Below are 18,930 nucleotides of genomic sequence, written 5' to 3'. Positions count from 1 at the left end.
ATATACGGCAGCTTCTCCCGTTCAAGTGGAGGCGGAGGAGATTCTTCCGCCGACACGGCCCGGGACCGTGGATCTTCCTGTGGGCGGCCGCGCCGTTCATCCCGCGTTCGGCCTTGCGCCGTAAGGGACCGCTAGGCTGCCGGGTAGTCCGTCGATCATCCGCAGCACCCAGCACGGAAGCGGTTCCCCTTGAGCTTTCTCACCGTCGGCCACCGCGGTGTCATGGGCGTCGAGCCCGAGAACACCCTCCGCTCCTTCGTCCGCGCCGAGCGTGAGGACATGGACCAGATCGAGCTCGACCTGCACCTCAGCAAGGACGGCGCGCTGATCGTCATGCACGACGTGAAGGTCGACCGCACCACGGACGGCGCGGGGCTGATCGGCGACCTCACCCTGGACGAGCTGCGCGAGCTCGACGCGGGCCACGGCGAGCGGGTCCCGGTGTTCGAGGAGGTGCTCGACGCGGTCACCAAGCCGATCCAGGCCGAGATCAAGGACGTCGCGGCGGCCCGCGTCCTGGCCGGCGTGATGCGCGAGCGCGACCTGGTCGAGCGCGTCGACGTGCTGTCCTTCCACGACGAGGCACTCGCCGAGATCCGCGAGCTGGTGCCCGACGTGCGCACCGTGCTGGTCGCCCAGGGCCCGATGGGCTCGGAGATCGTCACCCGGGCCCAGGCGGTCGGGGCGCGGCTCGTCAGCCTGAGCCTGCGGCGGATCAGCCTGGCGCTGGTGCAGGAGTGCCGGCGCGCGGGGATCTCGGTGATCGCGTGGACGGTGAACACCCCGGCCGACCTCGCGCTGGCACGGGCCCTCGGCCTGGACGGCGTCGTCACCGACATGCCGGCGGTCAAGCGTGCGGTCGAGGGCGGCCTCACCGACTGGTGACCCGCCCCGGCGGGCGAAGCGAGCCGGGACGGCGCGTCGGGCTCAGCCGAGCTTCTTGACCAGCAGCTCGAAGGCGAGGTCGTCACGGGTGGGCAGCCCGAAGCGCGCGTCGCCGTACGGGAAGGGGCTGGTGCGGCCGGTCCGCGCGTAGCCCCGGCGCACGTACCAGGCGATCAGGTCGGCGCGCTGCGTGATCACCGTCATGTGCATCTCGTCCGCCGCCCACTCCGCGCGGGCCAGCCGCTCCGCCTCGGCGAGCACCAGCTTGCCCATGCCGCCGCCCTGCAGGGCCGGACGCACGGCGAACATCCCGAAGTAGGCGTGCCCGTCGCGGTTCTCCAACTGGCAGCACGCGACGACGGCGCCGTCCGACTCGACCGCGAGGATCAGGCTGTGCTCGCCGTCGATGACGGCCGCCACGCCCTCGGGGTCGGTGCGCTGCCCCTCGAGCAGATCCGCCTCCGTCGTCCACCCGGCGCGGCTGGACTCCCCGCGGTACGCCGACTCGATCAGCGCGACGAGCGCCGGGACGTCCTCACGGGTGGCGGTGCGGAAGACGGGGCGGGCGACGGGCTGCGCGGTCTCCATGACGGGGGCGTCCTCTCTGCGGCGGCGGCTCGTCCCGAGGCTAGCCGGTCGTATCGGGGGACGGCACGAAACCCCGGGCCCGCACATGGCGCAGGAACTCCTCCGGCGGCGCGCACCCGCGCCGGCGCACCCACTGCTCCCAGGCCAGGTCCCATGCCCAGGTGCCGTCGGTGGCCCGTCCGACGCGGACGTGCTCGTACGGCCCCTCTGCCGGCGGATCCGGGGCGGGGCCCGCAGCGACGACGAGCACCCGGCCCGCCGCGAGGTAGTCGGCGAGCGGTTCGCGCAACTCCTCGGGCAGGCTCCCCGGGACAAGGGGCACCTCGCGGCCCCTGCCGCGCCCGACACGGGCGGGAGCGGCGGTGCGGACCGGTAGGCCGTGGGCGGCCGGGTTGGCGGGCCAGCGGCGGCCGGGGGCGATGGGCACGAAGCGCTTCTCGCCCGTGGGCGGCTCCCCGGCCTCCAGGGTGACGGCGAACCCGCCCTCCCTCAGGCGGGCGGCGAGCAGCGCCGTCTCGGGTTCCGTGCCCCGCTCGCCCTCCGCGGCGAGCGCGCGCAGCCGTCCGCGGACCCGGGCGAGCGGCACACCGAAGACCTCGCGCACCGTCTTGAAGGCATGCGCGCCCACGGTCCCGGGCAGCGGCTCCGCGCGCAGCACCACCTCGCCGTGCGCGGCGATCAGGGCGGCCCTGACGTGCTCGGGGACCTCGCCGCGCCCGCACTCCACCTCGCCGGAACCGCATGCCTCGCAGGTACCCTCCACGCTCCAGTGAAGGGCGCCGTCGATGACGATCACACCTGCGTGGTGGCCGGCTTCGGCGCCGCAGCCGGTGCAGGTCTTGAACAGCGGGGCGATCGCGCCCGGGCCGTGGTCCATGCGAGGCAGCCTCCCCTGGCGGAAGGCGCCGTGTCAGCCGGTTTTCCCGGCGGCGCATGGGTAGCTTCGGGCCCGTGACGAACGTACTGAGCAGCAGGATCCTGCTCCGACCGACCGATCTCCCCAGGTCCCGTGCCTTCTACCGGGACGACCTGGGGCTCGCGGTCTACCGCGAGTTCGGGCCCTGGGAGGAGCGCGGCACCGTCTTCTTCCTGGGCGGGGGCTTCCTCGAGGTCTCGGGGCACGCCGACGAGCCGCCCGCCCCGGGGCTCCAGTTGTGGCTCCAGGTCGAGGACGTGGCGGAGTGCCACCGGCGGTTCGCCGGGCGTGGGGTCCGCATCGTGCGCAAGCCCGTCCAGGAGCCCTGGGGGCTGGTGGAGATGTGGATCGAGGATCCCGACGGCGTACGGATCTGCGTGGTCGAGGTCCCCGAAGACCATCCGCTGCGCTACCGGCCGTAGGCTCGCGCGGTCACGAGCCGGACCGGACCGCACCGGGCCGTGCGGCGCGACGTCCGCGCACCGGCCCCGGTCACGGGGCCACGCCGGTCTCGGCGCAGGCGGCCGCGAAGCGGCGGACGCCCTCGGCGATCTCCTCGGTGCCCCGGGTGTCGGCGAAGCTGAGGCGGACGTACGGCGCCGGGGCCTCGGCGGCGAAGTAGGGGCGGCCGGGGGCGACGGCGGTGCCGGCCCGCAGCGAGGCGGCGGCCAGCGCGGACTCGTCCGTGCCGTCCGGGAGCCGGAGCCAGAGCTGGTAGCCGCCGACGGGGACGCGGACGGCGGCCGCGAGCGCCGGCAGGTCACGGTGGAGGGCGGCGAGCATGGCGTCCCGGCGCTCGCGCAGGCCCGCGGAGACGGCCCGGAGGTGCCGGGGCCAGGCGGGGGCGCCGACGAGTTCGAGGGTGGCCTCCTGGAGGGGGCGCGGCACGAAGAAGCTGTCGACGACCTGGATGGCGCGCAGCCGCTCCATGACCGGGCCGCGGGCGACGAGCGCGCCGACGCGCAGGCTGGGCGAGGTGGGCTTGGTCAGCGAGGTGACGTGGACGACGGTGCCGTACGGGTCGTCGGCGACCAGGGGCGGCGGGGCTTCGGCGCCGTGGCCCAGGCGCCGGGCGAAGTCGTCCTCGACCAGGAAGGCCCCGGCGGCGTGGGCGATCTCGGTGATCCGCCGGCGGCGGTCCGCGGCGAGGACGGCCCCGGTGGGGTTCTGGAAGAGCGGCTGGCAGAAGAAGACCCGGGCGCCGGTGGCGGCGAAGGCGTCGGCGAGCAGGTCGGGGCGCACGCCGTCGTCGTCCACGGGGACGGGGACGGGACGCAGCCCGGCCGCGCGGGCGACGGCCATGGCGCCGGGGTACGTCGGCGACTCGACCAGCACCGGCGAACCGGGTGGGGCGAGCGCCCGCAGGGCGGTGGTGAGCGCGGCCTGGCCGCCCGCCGTGACCAGGACGTTGGCGGGGCCGAGGGTGCCACCGGGGCCGCCCGCCTCGCGCGCGAACCAGGCCCGCAGGGCCGTCAGCCCCTCCAGCGGCGGCATGTCCCAGGCGCCGGGGCGGCGGGCGGCGCGGGCGAGCGCGGCGCCGAGTGCTTGTCCGGGCTGGAGCGAGGGGTGCAGGTAGCCGCCGTTGAAGGCGATGACCCCGGGCGGCGGGACGGCGAGGCTGGCGGTCACGCCGGAGGCGTCGACGACCCTGGGGGCGGGTTCGCCGTGCTGCTCCTCGACGGTGAGGGCCATCTGCTGCCACGAGGTGTCGACGGCGCGGGGCCCGCCCGCGCCACGGTGGGCACGGTAGGCGCCGGCACCGGGGCGGGTGACCACGAGGCCCTCGGCGGCGAGGGCGGCCAGGGCGCGGGAGACCGTGACGGGGCTGACGCCGAAGCGCTCGACGAGGACACGGCTCGAGGGCAGCTTCTCACCGTGCGAGTAGCGCTGGAGCTCGTTCCGCAGGGTGTCCGCGAGGTTTCCCGAACTGCTACCGTCATTCATGACAGCACAGAATAGCGCTACTGCGGCCCCGTCGATAGCGGTCGGGAGCCGTGCACGGGGCACCGCCCTCGCCGGGTTGGGGGTCGCCGCCTTCTCCCTGACGTTCCCCGCGACGCACTGGGCCCTCACGGGGCTCGGCCCCTGGACGGCCACGACCGTCCGCGGCGTGCTGGCGGCGGCCGTGGCGGGCGTCTGCCTCACGGTCGCGCGGGTGCCGCGGCCCGACCGCGGGCACTGGGTGGGGCTCGGGGTCGTGGCGCTCGGCGTCGTCCTGGGTTTCCCCCTGCTGACCACCCTGGCGCTGCGCACCACCGACACCTCGCACGCCGCCGTCGTCGTGGGCGCGTTGCCGCTGGTCACCGCCGTCCTGGCCGCCGTACGCGTCGGGACCCGCCCGTCGCGGCTGTTCTGGTCGGCCGCGGTCGCGGGCGGGGCGATCGTGGTGGGCTTCGCCCTGTGGCAGGGCGGCGGCGCCCCGACGAGGGGCGACCTCTTCCTCTTCGCGTCGCTGCTGGTCTGCGCGGCCGGTTACGTCGAGGGCGGGCGGCTGGCCTCGGTCATGCCGGGCTGGCAGGTCATCGGGTGGGCGCTGGTCGGTGCGCTGCCCCTGACGGTGCCGGCGGCGGGGGTCGCGCTCGCGCTCGAACCCGTGCACCTGGGCGGGCAGGCGGTGGCGGGGCTGCTCTGGGTCTCGGTGGTGTCCCAGTTCCTCGGGCTGATGGTCTGGTACCGGGGCATGGCCGTCGTCGGTGTGGCGCGCGCCAGCCAGTTGCAGCTCGCCCAGCCGTTGCTGACGCTGGTGTGGGCGGCCGCGCTGCTCGGCGAGGACCTGGGCGCGCTGACCGCGCCCGGGGCGGTGGCGGTCCTGGTGTGCGTGGCCGTCACCCAGAGGGCCCGCAGCTGAGACGGCGGCGGGCCGTGCCGCGCTCCCCCGGTACGCCCGTGCGCTGGAGTGTGCGCCGCCGCGGGCGGGCATCCTCCGCGAAGGAGCCGAAGGAGGGCCGCTCATGCACGGACCGCCGCTGGTGGCCTGGCTGCTCGTGGCGCTCGGCGCCGCCACGGGGGCGTACTGCCTGTTCCGCACGCGTCGGGGCTGCCCCGGCACCGGGCCCGACGTACGCCGGGTGGCGCGCGCGGAGGCGCTGATGGGGATGGGCATGGCCGTGATGGCGGTGCCGGTGTCGGTCCTCGATCCGCCGCGGTGGGCCGCCGCGGCCTTCGGCATGGTCTTCGGGGCCGCCGCGGTGCGCGCGCTGCTGCTGGCGCGGCACGACCCGCACCATCTGCACCACGCGGTCGGCGCGGGGGCGATGGTCTACATGGCGGTGGCCATGGCCGGGGCGGGCGCCGCGGGTGCCGCCGGCGGCGCGGCCCACGCCGGTCACACCCCGGCGGGCACGCCCGCGGCGACCGGGCTGCTGCTGGCCTACTTCGCGGTGTACGTCCTGGCGGCGGGCGTCCGCCTGGTCTCGGTCCCAGCCGCCGTGACCGCGGCCGGCCCGGCGCCCGCGGGTGGCGTCGTCCCGGTGGCGCACGCGCCCGAACTGACGTCGGCGTGCCGCGTGTCCATGGCGATCGGGATGTTCGCGATGCTCCTCACGCTGTGACGGCAGTGAGGCGCGTCACTTTCCCGCCGGAGAACGTACCCGTGCGCAGCGGCACCCTCATAGTCTGGCGGCATGACCGTCCCGCTCGCGCTGCTCCTGCTCGGTGCGGTGGCGGCCGCCATGGCCCCGCGCCTGCTCACCCGCGCCGTCTGGCCCGAGCGGGAACCGGTGCTGGCCCTGTGGGTGTGGCAGTGCGTGGTCGGCGCGGTCCTGCTGTGCCTGTTCCTGGCCATGGCCCTCAGCGCCTCCGCCACCTGGTCCTCGCTGCGCGAGGGGTTGTTCGCCTTCGCCCCCCATGACGTCGTCGAGGCCTACGAGCTGCCCGGCTACGGCCCCTGGGCGGGTTACCTGGCGGTGCTGCTGGCCTGCGGGGGCGCCTGGACGGCGGCCATGCTGGCCCGCGAGATCCGCGGGGCCCGGGCCCGGCAGCGGGCGCGCCGCACCGAACTGCGGGCCCGCTCGCCCCGGCTGCCCGGTGAGGCCGCCGCGCCGGACGAGCGGCTGGTCGTCCTGGAGGCCGAGCGTCCGGACGCCTGGTGGCTGACCGGTCCCCGGCCGCAGCTGGTCATCACCACGGCCGCGTTGCGGCGACTGAAGGGCCGTCAGCTCGATTCCGTCCTCGCCCACGAGCAGGGCCACGCGCGGGCCAGGCACGACGTCCTGCTGCACTGCGCCGGGGCGCTGGCCTCGGGCTTCCCGCAGGTGCCGGTGTTCGCCGGGTTCCGCGACCAGGTGCACCGGCTCGTCGAGCTGGCCGCCGACGACATCGCCTCACGCCGCTTCGGGCGGCTCACCACGGCCCTGGCCCTGGTCGAACTCAACGAGGACCGCGGCGTGTTCGGCCCCTGCCCCACGCCGGACGCGCAGGTCCCGGTCCGCGTCAACCGGCTGCTGGACCCCGCGCCCCGCCTCACCCGCCTCGGCCGCGCCCATGCCTCGGCGTGCGCGCTGCTGATTCCCGTCGTGCCGTTGCTCGTGGCCTTCGGCCCCGGAATCGGGGCGCTCACGTAGCCTCGGCTGCATGCACGCCCCTCCCGCACCTTCCGACGTCCGGGACCCCGACCGTGCCCCGCGCACCGCGTGCCTGAGCCAGTGCGCCGCGGTCTCCGCCGCCTTCCTGCTGCTGCTCGGGCTCGTCGCGGCGCGCTGGGGGCCACTGCTGGCCGCCGACCGCGCCGTCGTCGTGGACCTGCACGCCGTCGCCGTACGGCACTCCGGCTGGACCCGGCTCAACCGCGTCCTCACCGACTGGGTCTGGGACCCGCTGACGATGCGTCTGCTGCTGCTCGCGGCCGTGGCGTGGCTGGTCGTACGGCGCGAGAACCGCCAGGCCCTGTGGCTGGTGGTGGCCGGCACCCTCGGCTGGGTGCTCCAGCAGGCCGCCAAGGCCCTCGTCGGGCGGGAACGCCCGCGGTGGCCCGACCCCGTCGACTCGGCCGCCTTCGCGGCGTTCCCCTCCGGCCACGCGACGACCGCCGCGCTCGTCTGCGGCGCCCTGCTGTGGCTGCTGCTGCTCCGCGTGCCGGCCCGTTCCCCCTGGTGCGTCGCCGCCTGCGCCGTCGCCTTCGTGTCGGTCGCCGGTGTCGGCTTCACCCGTGTCTACCTCGGCGTCCACTGGCCTTCCGACGTCCTGGGGGGCTGGCTGCTCGCGGCGGCCGTGCTCACGGGTACGGCCGCGCTCTGCGAACCGTGGCGCGCGGGCTCCTCGGAGCAGGGCCGTACGTCCTCGTGACCCCGCCGGTCAGGGCCGGGGGTCGTGCAGGTTCAGGGGAGATCGGGGCCGCCCGCCGGCTGCCCTCCCGAGCTGTCGGTACCGGCTGGTATCCATGGTCGGCATGGACACCGAACACGCCTCCCCCGAGGACCTCGCCGTGCTCCGCGCGGCCTTCGACGTGGACGACGGCGGTCAGTCGGCGCTCGGATGGGAGGCCGTCCACGCCTTCGAGGCGCGGCACGGGGTGGTCCTGCCCGAGCCCTACCGGACGTTCGTCGCCGAGATCACCGACGGCTCCTTCCAGGGGCCTCCCGACTTCGGGCTCGTGGGGTTGGAGGAATTGCCGGACGACTGGGGCGACGAGCGCCCCGAGCGCGACCTCGGCCGGCCCTTCCCCCTGACGTCGGCGTGGCTCTGGGAGGACGACGACCGGCCCGAGGAGGAACTCGCGCCGCTCCGCTCCCAGGTGTTCGACCACGGCTCGGTCGTGCTGGGCACGGACGGCTGCGGCATGTACTGGCACCTGGTCGTCACCGGACCGCAGCGTGGCCGCGTGTGGAGCGTCACCGGCGAGGGCGCCTGCCCGTTCGACGCGGGGTTCGCGGGGTGGGTCGGGCACTGGGCTGCCGGCAGGCCCTGGTTCGACGCCTCCTGACCGGGGTCCGGCCGGCGCCGGGTTCGGGTGTTGACCGGGAAGCCGGGGCGGGGAGGATGGCGGGCATGACCATCAAGGGATGCATGTTCGACTTCTCCGGGACGCTGCTGCGGGCCGAGTCCGCCCGCAGCTGGCTGGGCGCCGTTCTGGAGCGGATGGGGATCACCCCCGGCGAGGAGGAGTTGGCGGCGTACGCGGAACGGCTGGAGCGGGCCGGCGGGCTTCCCGGTGGGGCGGCACCCGAGCGGGTGCCGGCCCGGCTGGAGCGGCTGTACCGGGAACGCGACCTGTCGGCGGAGCACCACCGTGCGGCGTTCACCGCGCTGGCGCGGGAGGTGGAGCTGCCGTGGGGGGACGTCCACACGGCGCTGTACGACCGGCACATGGAGCCCGCCGCCTGGTCGCCGTACCCGGACACGGTGGAGGTGCTCGAGGAACTGCGGCGCCGGGGCGTGCCGGTGGCGGTGGTGAGCAACATCGGGTGGGACCTGCGGCCGGTGTTCCGGGCGCACGGTCTGGAGGGGCTGGTGGACGTCTTCGTGCTGAGCTTCGAACACGGCGTCCAGAAGCCGGATCCGCGGCTGTTCCGCGTCGCGTGCGAGGGACTGGGGCTGCCGCCGGAGCGGGTCGTGATGGTCGGGGACGACCGGCGGGCGGACGGCGGGGCGGCTGCGCTGGGCTGCACGCTGCACCTGGTGGACCACCTGCCGGTGGAACAGCGGCCGTCGGGGCTGCTGCCGGTGCTGGACCTGACCGCGTGACGTTCCTGACCGCGTGACCGGGATCTGAGGGCGCCCGGGCGAGCTGCTCGGAGGTGCGGTACCCGGCGGTCCCCCGCGCCGCCGGGTACGTGCACCTCACCCCCGTGGACCCGCGTGAGCATGCCGCTCACCGCGGGCCGGCCCTGAGTATATTGGCTCCGAGCCAGTCAACGCAGGAGTAAAGCATGTCCCCTCGGCGACCGTCGGTCAATGAAGCGATGCGCCGGCGTTCTCGGGAGCGTCTGCTGCAGGCGACCGTCGAACTGGTGGAGGAGAACGGCTTCGAGGCCACGACCCTCGGGGACATCGCCGACCGCGCGGGGTCGGCACGCGGTCTGGTGTCGTACTACTTCCCCGGCAAGCGGTTGCTGCTGCAGTCGGCCGCGCACCGTCTGATGCACACCGAAGTGGCCGCCGCCCTCGGGCGGGAACCGGCTCCCTCCGACGGCCGCGAGGTGCTGGCCCGGGCGATCGACGCCGTCCTGGCGCTGCCCGTGCACCACCCGGTCGTCATGCGGGCGCACATGGCCGGCATCCTCCAGACGGCCGGGTTCAGCGAGTGCGAGGAGCGGCAGCGCCTGGCCGAACTGCTGCTCGGCGCCGTCAGGGCATGGGGTTCGCAGGACCCCGAGCAGGACTACCGGATGCTGCGGGCGCAGCTCATGGGCGGGGTGTTCGCGCAGTTGATCCCGGGCGCGGCGATGCCGCTGGCGCGGCTGCGGGCCGAGATGTTCCAGCGGTACGGACTGTCCTGGGAACTCGGCGTTCCGCCGGGCGACCTGCCGCCCGGCGGAACGCCGCTGCCCGGGACCGCTCAGCGGTAGTCGGGCTGGGTCTGGACGTTGAGCTCGGCGATCCGGACGCCGCGGGCGCTGTCGGTGCGCCGGTCGGAGATCCGGAGCACGTCGAAGCCCTTGGCGATGTCGTTCGAGTAGATGTAGCCGTTGTAGTAGTAGGCGCTCCAGGAGCCGCCCAGGGTCAGGGTGTCGGTCGAGATGGGCCCGCGCTCGAAGTAGCCGATCTCCTTGGGACGGGAGGAGTCGGTGAAGTCCCACACGGAGACGCCGCCCTGGTACCAGGCCTGGACCATGATGTCGCGGCCCTTGGCGGGGATGAGCGATCCGTTGTGGGCGACGCAGTTCTCGGTGTCGGCCTGGTGGCGCGGGATCTTGTAGTAGTTGCGGAAGACGAGTTCGGACTTGCCGTGCTTGCGGACGATGTCGTAGATGCCGTCGGCGCCTCGATTCGGTCCGATCGCGGCGTTGCACTCGGCGCCGCCGCCACCGCCGAGCTCGTCGGTGAAGACGACCTTGGTGCCGCGCTCGTTGAAGGTGGCCGAGTGCCAGAACGAGAAGTTGACGTCGTCCTGGACCCGGTCGAGGACCTTCGGCCGCTCGGGGTTGGAGATGTCCATCAGGATGCCGTCGCCCATGCAGGCACCGGCGGCGAGCTTCATCTTCGGGAACGCGGTGATGTCGTGGCAGCCGGTGGTCTCACTGACCCGGGCCTGGGTGTCGGTGGGCGGGACACCCGGGTTGCCACCGTCGGGGAAGAGGACGGGGAAGGCCGTGACGGCCGCCTTCTCCGGGTGGTTGCGCGGGATCTTCACGACGGAGATGCCGTCGTGCGGGGGCTGGCAGTCCGGGAAGCTCGCGCTGGGCGAGTAGGAGGACACGTAGACGAACAGGTCGCGCTTTTCCGGTACAAGGGTGTGGGTGTGGGAGCCGCAGGCGGTCTCCACGGCGGCGACGTAGCGCGGGTTGGCCTTGTCGCTGATGTCGAAGACCTTGACGCCCTCCCAGGAGGACTTCTCGGTGGCGGACTGGCTCGTGCTCGCGCAGGTGTTGTCGGAGCGCGAGGAGTCGGTGGACAGGACCAGCAGGTTCCCGGAGACCGATATGTCGTTCTGGGATCCGGGGCACAGCACCTGGCTGACCATCTTGGGGCTGGTGGGACGGCTGATGTCCCAGATGACGAAGCCGTCGTAGTTGCCGGCGAAGGCGTATCTCCCCTGGAACGCCAGGTCGGTGTTGAATCCCCCGAGCGACTGCTTGGGTATGTTCACCAGGTGCTCGACGTTGGCGCTCGTCACGACCTCGTCGACACCCGGGATGCTCCCGTCGGCCGTGGCGGGGGCCGGGGCCGCCAGTCCGAGCAGCGCGACGGCTGCGGCCGCCAGGGCCACCAGTCGTCCGGGGCGAGCGAGGGCTGTACGTAAGCGCTTCACCGCGTTCCTCCCTTGAGTCCGTTCGCGATTGAACTTCATGCGGACCCCGGCAGTATGGCCCTTCTCATGCGCGCGTCAAAAGATGACAATGCACTGGTGTTTTCTTCGTATCGCGTTGCGACGCTGCCCGCGCTGGCCCTCGCCGCCGCTTTAACCCTCGCCCTGACCAGCTGCGACGGCGGTTCCGGAGGCGATTCCGCGTCCGCCGCGCCCTCGGTCATCGCACCGGGAGCACCGGGTGAGAAGGCCACCACCCTGTCCCGGGACGAGGCGGCCGAGGCCCTGCCCGACGACTCACCGAACGCGGCGGACCTCACCTACGTGACGAACATGGTCGCCCACCACCAGCAGGCGCTTGTCATGACGGCCCTCGCCGGCACCCACGCCTCGGACAAGCGGGTCCGCGCACTCGCCGGACGCATCGACGCCGCACAGGGCCCGGAGATCGACGTCATGGAGGCATGGCTCAAGACCAACGGCGGCTCCCATGGCGCCGCCCACGACCACGACCACTCCTCGATGCCCGGGATGGCCACCGCGGCGCAACTGGCGGCGCTGCGCGCGGCGCGCGGCACGGAGTTCGACCGGCAGTTCCTGAACCTGATGATCACCCACCACCGCGGAGCGGTGACCATGGCCACCGACGAGCTCACCCACGGCCGCAACGTCCAGGTCGGCGAGTGGGCGAACGACGTGATCGCCCAGCAGAGCGCCGAGATCGCCCGGATGCAGGCCATGGGCTGACATCCCCGGCCGCGACACGCGCCGGTGCCCTCCCCCCGGTGGTCCCTCGGTGCGATGCTGGACGTGGCCGCCCGTCCCGCCCGTTCCGGGCGGCGCACGGGCCGCCGAGGTGAACCCAACCCTCGCCGAAGGGGAGGCGCCCGTGCTGCGTGTGGCAGTGGTCGGATCAGGTCCCAGCGGGGTGTACACGGCCGAGGCGCTGACCCGCCAGGAGTCGGTGCCGGACGTCGCCGTCGACGTGCTCGACCGGCTGCCCTGCCCGTACGGGCTGGTCCGGTACGGGGTGGCCCCCGACCACGAGAAGATCAAGTCCCTGCAGGGCACGCTGCGGCGCGTCCTGGAGGACCCCCGGATCCGCTTCCTGGGCAATGTGACGGTCGGCGCTCCCGGGCTGTCCCCGCGGGCGCTGCTGGGGCTGTACCAGGCGGTCGTGTACTGCGTCGGCGCCGCGACCGACCGCCGCCTGGGGGTGCCCGGCGAGGACCTGCCCGGCAGCTGCGCGGCCACGCACTTCGTCTCCTGGTACAGCGCCCACCCCGACGAGGCTCCCGGCACCTTCCCCCTGCACGCCCGCTCCGCCGTCGTGATCGGGGTCGGCAACGTGGCCGTCGACGTGGCACGCGTCCTGGCCCGGGGCGCCGGGGAGCTGCGTCGCACCGATGTGCCCGAGGAGGTGCTGCGGGCCCTGGCGGACAGCCGGGTCACGGACGTCCACATGGTGGGGCGCCGCGGGCCCTCGCAGGCGAAGTTCACCACCAAGGAGCTGCGCGAGCTCGGCGACCTGCCCGACGCGGACGTCGTCGTCCGGCCCGCGGAACTGGCGCTCGACCCCGCGTACACCGACCCGCAGGGGCTCGTCCCGGTCGCCCGGCGCAACGTGGAGGTGCTGCGCGGCTGGGCCGCCCGGCCGCCGGCGGGCCGGCGGCGCCGCATCCATCTGCGCTTCTTCCTGCGGCCGGTGGCCGTGCTCGGTGAGGACGCGGTGACCGGGGTGCGGTTCGAGCGGACCGCGCCGGACGGGCAGGGCGGGGTGCGCGGCACCGGCGTCCTGGAGGACATCGAGGCCGGGCTCGTGCTGCGGTCGGTCGGTTACCGCGGCGTCCCCCTGGAGGGACTGCCGTTCGACGACCGGCTCGGCATCGTCCCCAACGAGGAGGGGCGTGTGCTGCGCGACGGCGCGCCCTCACCCGGCGAGTACGTCGCCGGGTGGATCAAGCGCGGGCCGACCGGGGTGATCGGCACCAACCGCCCCTGCGCCAAGCAGACGGCGGCTGCCCTGGTCGCCGACGCCCCCTTGCTGCTGGCCCGGCACACCGCGGCCGCCGATCCGCTGGAGGGGCTGCGCGCGCTCGGCCAGGACCCGGTGGAGTGGACCGGGTGGGAGGCCATCGAGGCCGCCGAAGCCGCGCTGGGCCGGTCGCTGGACCGCACGACGGTGAAGATCCACGACTGGGAAGGGCTGTTGGCGGCCGCCCGCCCCACGGGGTGAGGCCGTGGGACAGTCCCCCGGCAGCACCAGGTCCCGGGCAGCCGCTTCGTCCTGCCACCGCACACCCGCGCCGCGTTCGAGGAGCCGCCCGTGGCGACGCCGCCGCACCGTTCCGCCGTCCATCCCGTCGACGAGGTCCTGCCCGCCGTCCAGCTGGGGGCGTTCGGGCTGCAGCACGTGCTGGCGATGTACGCCGGGGCGGTGGCCGTGCCGCTCATCGTCGGCGACGCACTGGGGCTGTCGCCCGCCGACCTCGCCTACCTGATCACGGCGGACCTGCTGGTGTGCGGCATCGCCACACTGCTGCAGTGCGTGGGATGGTGGCGGTTCGGCGTCCGGTTGCCCATCATGCAGGGCTGCACCTTTGCAGCGGTCTCACCCATGGTGCTGATCGGCCAGCGCGGCGGACTCCCCGCGATCTACGGCGCCGTCATCGCCTCGGGAGTGGTGATGGTCGTACTGGCACCGGTCTTCGGGCGGCTGCTGCGGTTCTTCCCCCCGCTGGTGACGGGCACCGTGATCCTGGTCATCGGGCTCAGCCTGCTGCCGGTCGCCGGCAACTGGGCCGCGGGAGGGGCGGGGTCGGCCGGCTTCGGGGCGCCGCGGAACATCGGCCTCGCGGCGGCGGTGCTGGTGGTCGTCCTGCTGGTGCAGCGCTTCGCGCCCCCCGTCGTCGCGCGCGTCGCGGTCCTGGCGGGCATCGTGGTGGGCACCCTCGCGTCCGTACCGCTGGGCTTCACCGACTTCGGCGCGGTCGGCGACGCCGGCTGGCTCGGGATCAGCACGCCGTTCCACTTCGGCACGCCCGACTTCCAGGGCGCGGCGATCGTCTCCATGCTCGTGGTGGCCCTGGTGACGATGACCGAGACGACCGGGGACATCATCGCCGTGGGCGAGCTGACGGGACGCCATGTGGAGCCGCGGCGGCTCGCCGACGGGCTGCGCGCCGACGGCGTCTCGACCGTGCTCGGCGGGGTGTTCAACACCTTCCCGTACACCGCCTACGCGCAGAACGTGGGCCTCGTGGGGATGACCGGGGTGCGCAGCCGCTGGGTGGTGGCGACCGCGGGCGGCATCCTCGTGTTCCTGGGGCTGCTGCCCAAGCTGGGCGCGGTGGTCGCGGCGATCCCGGCACCCGTGCTGGGCGGGGCGGGCCTGGTGATGTTCGGGACGGTGGCGGCGAGCGGGGTACGGACCCTGTCGACCGTCGACTTCCACGGCAACGGCAACCTGACCGTGGTGGCCGTGTCGGTCGCCGTGGGACTGCTGCCGGTGGGCGTGCCGCATGTGTACGACGCCTTCCCCGACTGGTTCCAGACGGTGATGGACAGCGGCATCAGCGCGGGGTGCATCACCGCGATCGCGCTGAACCTGCTCTTCAACCACCTGCCCGGCGGTTCCGGTTCGGGCGCCGAGGAAGCGGGGCTCCACCGGGGCTGACGGCACGACGGTCCGGCCCCACCGCCGAGCTGTCCGCGCGGGGGCCCCTCGTCCCGCGGTCCGGGGCGGGACCCGTCGCCGGGGCGAACGCGCGCCGCGACCCCCCGTTGTCGGTGGGGCGGTGCAGAATCTGTGATGCAGGACACATTCCCGTAGCTCGGAGATGGTGCGTCATGGACGACGTCGTACTCGCGATCGGCACGCGCAAGGGCCTGTTCCTCGGACGGCGGACAGCCGCCGGGGGGTGGGAGCTGACCGGCCCGCACTTCCCGATGCAGGCGGTGTACTCGGTGGGCATCGACACCCGCCGGACGGTGCCCCGGCTGCTGGTCGGCGCGGACAGCTCGCACTGGGGGCCGTCGGTGTTCCGCTCCGACGACCTCGGGCGCAGCTGGGAGGAGCCGGCCCGGCCCGCGGTGCGCTTCCCCAAGGACACGGACACCTCGCTGGAGCGCGTCTGGCAGATCCAGCCCGCCGGGACCGACGCCCCGGACCTGGTGTGGGCGGGCACGGAACCGGGCGCGCTCTTCCGTTCCGACGACGGCGGCGTGACCTTCGAGTTCGTGCGGAGCCTGTGGGAGCACCCCCAGCGGGAGCTGTGGGGCGCCGGGTTCGGCGGGCAGGCGGTGCACACGGTCGTCACCGATCCGCGTGACGCCGACGCCGTGATCGCGGCCGTCTCCTCCGGCGGGGTCTACCGCTCCGGCGACGGCGGCGCGAGCTGGGAGGCGTCCAACACCGGGCTCAAGGCGGAGTTCCTGCCGGACCCGTACCCGGAGTTCGGCCAGTGCGTGCACAAGATCGCCCGGGACGCGGTGGACCCGGACCGGCTCTACCTGCAGAACCACGGCGGGGTCTACCGCAGTGACGACGCCGGCGCGTCGTGGACGGAGATCGGCAAGGGCCTGCCCGCGGACTTCGGCTTCGCCGTCGCCGTCCACCCCCGCCGCGGCGGCGTCGCCTACGTCTCGCCGGTCAACGACGGCAGCGACCGCTACCAGCCCGACTACCGCTGCCGCGTCTACCGCACCGAGGACGCCGGCGCCTCGTGGACGGCCCTGTCCGCCGGCCTGCCCACGGACGAGCACTACGGCGTGGTCCTGCGCGACGGACTGCGTACCGACGACGCCGACCCGGCCGGCGTGTACTTCGGCAACCGCAACGGCGAGGTCTACGCCAGCGCCGACGAGGGCGACACCTGGCGGCTCGTGGCCTCGCACCTGCCGGATGTGCTGTGCGTCCGGGCGGCTGTGGTCTGACTGTCGGTGTGAGCCACTAGAGTGACTCACCGTGGCTGCAAGACCGTTGAACGAAATCGTCGAAGAAGGCTGGGCCAAGGCGCTGGAGCCGGTCGCGGGGAGGATCGCCGCGATGGGCGACTTCCTCCGCGCCGAGATCGCCGCGGGCCGCACCTACGTGCCGTCGGGGGCGAACGTGCTGCGCGCGTTCCAGCAGCCCTTCGACGACGTCCGGGTGCTGATCGTGGGCCAGGACCCGTATCCCACCCCGGGGCACGCCGTCGGGCTGTCGTTCTCGGTGGCTCCGGAGGTGCGACCACTCCCCGGCAGCCTGCAGAACATCTACCGGGAGCTGAACACCGACCTCGGCCTCCCCCAGCCCTCCAACGGGGACCTGACCCCCTGGACCCGGCAGGGCGTCCTGCTGCTCAACAGGGCGCTCACCACCGCGCCGCGCAAGCCCGGGGGGCACCGCGGCAAGGGCTGGGAGGAGGTCACCGAACAGGCCATGCGGGCGCTCGTCGCGCGAGGCAAGCCGCTGGTCTCGATCCTGTGGGGCTCCGACGCGCGCAAGCTGCGCCCACTGCTGGGGAACCTGCCGGCCGTCGAGTCCGCCCACCCCTCCCCCATGTCGGCCGACCGCGGCTTCTTCGGCTCGCGTCCGTTCAGCCGGGCCAACGACCTCCTGGCACGACAGGGCGCGGAACCGGTGGACTGGCGGCTGCCCTGACGGAGGCAGCCGTTACCCTGCCCGGGTGACGACGCATTCGAACACCCCGGCGGGCTGGTACCCGGACCCGCACGGCACGCAGAACCTGCTGCGCTACTGGGACGGCTCCCAGTGGACGGAGCACACCCACGCGGGCGGGGCGCAGGTCCCGCCGCAGCCCAAGGACAACCCCTGGGAGCTGGGCGTCGACGGGGGTCCCGACCCCGCGCGCATCCAGCGCCAGGTGCATCAGCAGGCGGGTGTCGCCCCCACCGGCCCGGGTGGGGGGACGCTCTTCAGCGAGCCCGTCCTGGTGGTCAACCAGAAGGCCAAGCTCATCGAGCTGAACAACGAGTACAGCGTCTTCGACCAGCACGGGCGCCAGCTCGGCTCGGTGCTCCAGGTCGGTCAGAGCACCGCGCGCAAGGTGCTGCGCTTCGTCTCGAGCGTCGACCAGTTCCTGTCGGTGCGCCTGGAGGTCCGTGACCCGCACGGGCAGCCCCAGTTGCTGCTGACCCGGCCGGCGAAGTTCATCAAGTCCAAGGTGATCGTGCAGCGCGCCGACGGCACGACCCTCGGCGAGATCGTGCAGCAGAACGCCATCGGGAAGATCAACTTCTCCTTCGAGGTGAACGGCCAGAAGATCGGCGCGATCAAGGCCGAGAACTGGCGGGCCTGGAACTTCGCGATCGTCGACCACACCGACACCGAGGTCGCCCGGATCACCAAGACCTGGGAGGGCCTGGCGAAGACGATGTTCACCACGGCCGACAACTACGTGCTGCAGATCCACCGGCAACTGGCGGACCCCCTGCTGAGCATGGTCGTCGCCTCCGCGCTCACCGTGGACACCGCCCTCAAGCAGGACTCGCGCGGACTCGGCTGATCGTGGGACGCATACGGTGCCGGGACGAGCGGACCCGGCACCGTATCGGGACAGAACCGGACAGGTAACCCCTGCGACGGACCCGCCCGAACAACAGAGCGCGCAAAGGCACTAGCATGCCTCGCCATGAGCACTGCCGAAGGCCCCGCACCCGGCCTGCCCGTTCGAATGCCCCGCCCCCGCCAGCCCGGGCGGCACCGGCGGCCGGAGCCGCTGACCACGCCCGAGGGTGCACCCGCGCTGGTCCTCGCCGTGCCCGGCACTCCCTCCCCCGCGATACGCAGTCTCGCGGAGGAGATCGTCAGCATCGCCCGCATCGAGCTCTCCGGGCTCGACCCGCGCATCGGCTACGTCGACGGCGACGGCGAGGAGTACCCGACCCTGGAGTCGGTGCTGGCCCAGGCCGCGACCGAGCGTGGCGACCAGACGCCCGCGGCAGTCGTGGTGCCGCTGCTGGCCGGTCCCGAGGCCTCGGTGATGCGCCGGCTGCGCCAGGCGGTGGCGGACAGCCGTTCCGCGGCGGAGGTCACCGACGTGCTCGGCCCCCACCCGCTGCTGGCCGAGGCGCTGCACGTGCGCCTCTCCGAGGCCGGCCTGGCCCGCGCCGACCGCGCCCGCCTGTTCACGGTGGCCACGGCCGCCGACGGCATCATCCTGGCCACCGTCGGTGGCGAGGAGGCCGTCCAGGCCGCCGGGGTGACCGGTCTGCTGCTGGCCGCGCGCCTCGCGGTGCCGGTGCTGGCCGCCGCGCTGGACATCGAGGACTCGGTCGCCGGGGCCGCCGAGCAGCTGCGTTCCTCCGGCTCGACCACGCTGGCGCTCGCGCCGTACGTGATCGGTCCCGAGGTCGCCCCCGAGGTGCTGCACGACGCCGCCAAGGAGGCCGACTGCTCCGCGGCCGACGCGCTGGGTCCCTACCCGGCCATCGGCAAGCTGGTCGTCGCCACCTACACCGCGGCCCTGGGCATCCCCCAGCCGTCGCAGGGCGCTTCGCTGGGCTGAACCGGCGGGACCTCGACGACGGCGTGGTGGCCCGCCCCCGGGGATCCCGGCGGGGGGGCCCCCGAACGGCGGCGTTGCCGGGGCGCCGCCCTCAGCCCTAGAAACAACCAGACGGCACCCGCCAC

Annotated in this window: 20 protein-coding genes; 16 read left to right on the top strand and 4 right to left on the bottom strand. The window is 73.9% G+C overall.

Annotation, left to right across the window (positions count from 1 at the left end; translation table 11 throughout):
- Window positions 1–189 precede the first annotated feature (189 nt).
- Window positions 190–885: a glycerophosphodiester phosphodiesterase gene (locus tag ABZ479_RS33755; protein WP_500465118.1), complete on the top strand. Its 696-nt coding sequence runs from the start codon at window positions 190–192 to the stop codon at window positions 883–885.
- A gap of 42 nt (window positions 886–927) precedes the next feature.
- On the opposite strand, the gene ABZ479_RS33750 is transcribed toward ABZ479_RS33755, so the two are convergent.
- Together ABZ479_RS33750 and ABZ479_RS33745 are read right to left on the bottom strand one after the other, a co-directional pair.
- Window positions 928–1,473, bottom strand: coding sequence for a GNAT family N-acetyltransferase (locus ABZ479_RS33750; RefSeq protein ID WP_500465117.1), 546 nt, complete (start codon window positions 1,471–1,473; stop codon window positions 928–930).
- 40 nt (window positions 1,474–1,513) lie between these two features.
- Window positions 1,514–2,350: a hypothetical protein gene (locus tag ABZ479_RS33745; RefSeq protein WP_500465116.1), complete on the bottom strand. Its 837-nt coding sequence runs from the start codon at window positions 2,348–2,350 to the stop codon at window positions 1,514–1,516.
- A 74-nt stretch (window positions 2,351–2,424) separates the two neighbouring features.
- Between ABZ479_RS33745 and ABZ479_RS33740 the strand changes: the two genes are divergently transcribed.
- Window positions 2,425–2,811, top strand: coding sequence for a VOC family protein (locus ABZ479_RS33740; protein ID WP_500465115.1), 387 nt, complete (start codon window positions 2,425–2,427; stop codon window positions 2,809–2,811).
- A 70-nt stretch (window positions 2,812–2,881) separates the two neighbouring features.
- Here the strand turns inward: ABZ479_RS33740 and ABZ479_RS33735 are convergent, their stop codons facing one another.
- Window positions 2,882–4,333 (bottom strand): aminotransferase-like domain-containing protein, encoded by a 1,452-nt coding sequence (locus ABZ479_RS33735; protein ID WP_500465114.1) that lies wholly within the window; start codon window positions 4,331–4,333, stop codon window positions 2,882–2,884.
- On the opposite strand from ABZ479_RS33735, the gene ABZ479_RS33730 reads away from it, so the two are divergent.
- The 7 genes from ABZ479_RS33730 to ABZ479_RS33700 all read left to right on the top strand — a co-directional run bounded on the left by ABZ479_RS33730 (window position 4,332) and on the right by ABZ479_RS33700 (window position 9,894).
- Window positions 4,332–5,237 carry a DMT family transporter gene (locus tag ABZ479_RS33730; RefSeq protein ID WP_500465113.1) on the top strand — a complete coding sequence of 302 codons (906 nt, stop codon included), beginning with the start codon at window positions 4,332–4,334 and terminating at the stop codon, window positions 5,235–5,237. The genes ABZ479_RS33735 and ABZ479_RS33730 overlap by 2 nt on opposite strands.
- A gap of 103 nt (window positions 5,238–5,340) precedes the next feature.
- A complete protein-coding gene (locus ABZ479_RS33725) occupies window positions 5,341–5,940 on the top strand; it encodes a DUF5134 domain-containing protein (RefSeq protein WP_500465112.1) in 600 nt (199 codons plus the stop codon).
- Between the two features lie 72 nt (window positions 5,941–6,012).
- Window positions 6,013–6,951 (top strand): M56 family metallopeptidase, encoded by a 939-nt coding sequence (locus tag ABZ479_RS33720; RefSeq protein WP_500465110.1) that lies wholly within the window; start codon window positions 6,013–6,015, stop codon window positions 6,949–6,951.
- Window positions 6,952–6,961: 10 nt separating this feature from the next.
- Window positions 6,962–7,672: a phosphatase PAP2 family protein gene (locus tag ABZ479_RS33715; protein WP_500465109.1), complete on the top strand. Its 711-nt coding sequence runs from the start codon at window positions 6,962–6,964 to the stop codon at window positions 7,670–7,672.
- 103 nt (window positions 7,673–7,775) lie between these two features.
- A complete protein-coding gene (locus tag ABZ479_RS33710) occupies window positions 7,776–8,309 on the top strand; it encodes an SMI1/KNR4 family protein (protein ID WP_500465108.1) in 534 nt (177 codons plus the stop codon).
- A 65-nt stretch (window positions 8,310–8,374) separates the two neighbouring features.
- Complete coding sequence (locus ABZ479_RS33705) at window positions 8,375–9,070, top strand: HAD family hydrolase (RefSeq protein ID WP_500465107.1); 696 nt, start codon at window positions 8,375–8,377, stop codon at window positions 9,068–9,070.
- A gap of 185 nt (window positions 9,071–9,255) precedes the next feature.
- Entirely contained in the window at window positions 9,256–9,894 is a 639-nt protein-coding gene (locus tag ABZ479_RS33700; protein WP_500465106.1) for a TetR/AcrR family transcriptional regulator, read from the top strand.
- Here ABZ479_RS33700 and ABZ479_RS33695 read toward each other — a convergent pair.
- A complete protein-coding gene (locus ABZ479_RS33695; RefSeq protein ID WP_500465105.1) occupies window positions 9,885–11,336 on the bottom strand; it encodes an LVIVD repeat-containing protein in 1,452 nt (483 codons plus the stop codon). The two genes, ABZ479_RS33700 and ABZ479_RS33695, sit on opposite strands and share 10 nt — an antisense overlap.
- Window positions 11,337–11,363: 27 nt before the next feature.
- On the opposite strand from ABZ479_RS33695, the gene ABZ479_RS33690 reads away from it, so the two are divergent.
- From ABZ479_RS33690 to ABZ479_RS33660, 7 genes are all read left to right on the top strand, one after another.
- Entirely contained in the window at window positions 11,364–12,041 is a 678-nt protein-coding gene (locus ABZ479_RS33690; protein WP_500465104.1) for a DUF305 domain-containing protein, read from the top strand.
- Window positions 12,042–12,183: 142 nt separating this feature from the next.
- The gene (locus ABZ479_RS33685) at window positions 12,184–13,530 is read left to right on the top strand and encodes an FAD-dependent oxidoreductase (protein ID WP_500465103.1); all 1,347 of its coding nucleotides are present in this window, start codon (window positions 12,184–12,186) and stop codon (window positions 13,528–13,530) included.
- Between the two features lie 90 nt (window positions 13,531–13,620).
- Entirely contained in the window at window positions 13,621–14,970 is a 1,350-nt protein-coding gene (locus ABZ479_RS33680; protein ID WP_500465102.1) for a nucleobase:cation symporter-2 family protein, read from the top strand.
- Window positions 14,971–15,143: 173 nt separating this feature from the next.
- Window positions 15,144–16,229: a WD40/YVTN/BNR-like repeat-containing protein gene (locus tag ABZ479_RS33675; RefSeq protein ID WP_500465101.1), complete on the top strand. Its 1,086-nt coding sequence runs from the start codon at window positions 15,144–15,146 to the stop codon at window positions 16,227–16,229.
- A gap of 31 nt (window positions 16,230–16,260) precedes the next feature.
- On the top strand, window positions 16,261–16,938 hold the full coding sequence (locus ABZ479_RS33670) for a uracil-DNA glycosylase (protein ID WP_499603096.1): 678 nt from the start codon (window positions 16,261–16,263) through the stop codon (window positions 16,936–16,938).
- A 25-nt stretch (window positions 16,939–16,963) separates the two neighbouring features.
- Window positions 16,964–17,803, top strand: a complete 840-nt coding sequence (locus tag ABZ479_RS33665; protein WP_500465100.1) for an LURP-one-related family protein — start codon at window positions 16,964–16,966, stop codon at window positions 17,801–17,803.
- Between the two features lie 126 nt (window positions 17,804–17,929).
- Window positions 17,930–18,805, top strand: a complete 876-nt coding sequence (locus tag ABZ479_RS33660) for a sirohydrochlorin chelatase (protein WP_500465099.1) — start codon at window positions 17,930–17,932, stop codon at window positions 18,803–18,805.
- Window positions 18,806–18,930: the final 125 nt, after the last annotated feature.

Source organism: Streptomyces sp. NPDC005722 (genome assembly GCF_040630935.1).
Classification (GTDB): Bacteria; Actinomycetota; Actinomycetes; order Streptomycetales; family Streptomycetaceae; genus Actinacidiphila.
This window is presented reverse-complemented; position numbering and strand designations above follow the sequence as displayed.

Excerpts from the sequence above, each read along its gene's own strand:
- ABZ479_RS33750 (WP_500465117.1), bottom strand. The coding sequence starts at position 1,473 with ATGGAGACCGCGCAGCCCGTCGCCCGCCCCGTCTTCCGCACCGCCACC.
- ABZ479_RS33745 (WP_500465116.1), bottom strand. The coding sequence starts at position 2,350 with ATGGACCACGGCCCGGGCGCGATCGCCCCGCTGTTCAAGACCTGCACC.
- ABZ479_RS33730 (WP_500465113.1), top strand. The coding sequence starts at position 4,332 with ATGACAGCACAGAATAGCGCTACTGCGGCCCCGTCGATAGCGGTCGGG.
- ABZ479_RS33735 (WP_500465114.1), bottom strand. The coding sequence starts at position 4,333 with ATGAATGACGGTAGCAGTTCGGGAAACCTCGCGGACACCCTGCGGAAC.
- ABZ479_RS33725 (WP_500465112.1), top strand. The coding sequence starts at position 5,341 with ATGCACGGACCGCCGCTGGTGGCCTGGCTGCTCGTGGCGCTCGGCGCC.
- ABZ479_RS33720 (WP_500465110.1), top strand. The coding sequence starts at position 6,013 with ATGACCGTCCCGCTCGCGCTGCTCCTGCTCGGTGCGGTGGCGGCCGCC.
- ABZ479_RS33715 (WP_500465109.1), top strand. The coding sequence starts at position 6,962 with ATGCACGCCCCTCCCGCACCTTCCGACGTCCGGGACCCCGACCGTGCC.
- ABZ479_RS33710 (WP_500465108.1), top strand. The coding sequence starts at position 7,776 with ATGGACACCGAACACGCCTCCCCCGAGGACCTCGCCGTGCTCCGCGCG.
- ABZ479_RS33705 (WP_500465107.1), top strand. The coding sequence starts at position 8,375 with ATGACCATCAAGGGATGCATGTTCGACTTCTCCGGGACGCTGCTGCGG.
- ABZ479_RS33700 (WP_500465106.1), top strand. The coding sequence starts at position 9,256 with ATGTCCCCTCGGCGACCGTCGGTCAATGAAGCGATGCGCCGGCGTTCT.
- ABZ479_RS33695 (WP_500465105.1), bottom strand. The coding sequence starts at position 11,336 with ATGAAGTTCAATCGCGAACGGACTCAAGGGAGGAACGCGGTGAAGCGC.
- ABZ479_RS33690 (WP_500465104.1), top strand. The coding sequence starts at position 11,364 with ATGCGCGCGTCAAAAGATGACAATGCACTGGTGTTTTCTTCGTATCGC.
- ABZ479_RS33675 (WP_500465101.1), top strand. The coding sequence starts at position 15,144 with ATGGACGACGTCGTACTCGCGATCGGCACGCGCAAGGGCCTGTTCCTC.
- ABZ479_RS33660 (WP_500465099.1), top strand. The coding sequence starts at position 17,930 with ATGAGCACTGCCGAAGGCCCCGCACCCGGCCTGCCCGTTCGAATGCCC.